Consider the following 252-nt stretch of genomic DNA (forward strand, 5'->3'; position numbering starts at 1 on the left):
CCCCCGCCGCCACCGCCGCGACCAGGCCGCGCCGCCGCGGCCGCCGCACACGCGGCCGGACGCCCGACAACCCCCGACGTGAGGGCTTTTCACGTGGTTCGAGCCGCATGACTGATCCACCCCTCTTAAGTCACAGAAACGAGGACGAAGTTAGACGCCTTTCGGTGGAACGCCAAGACCTATGACCGCAATTCAACGAACTTTGTCCTGAGTCTGGATAAACCCTCGTCGCGGCGCTACGGTCTCTGCTGG

This window comes from Streptomyces nanshensis, from assembly GCF_001751255.1.
GTDB lineage: Bacteria > Actinomycetota > Actinomycetes > Streptomycetales > Streptomycetaceae > Streptomyces > Streptomyces nanshensis_A.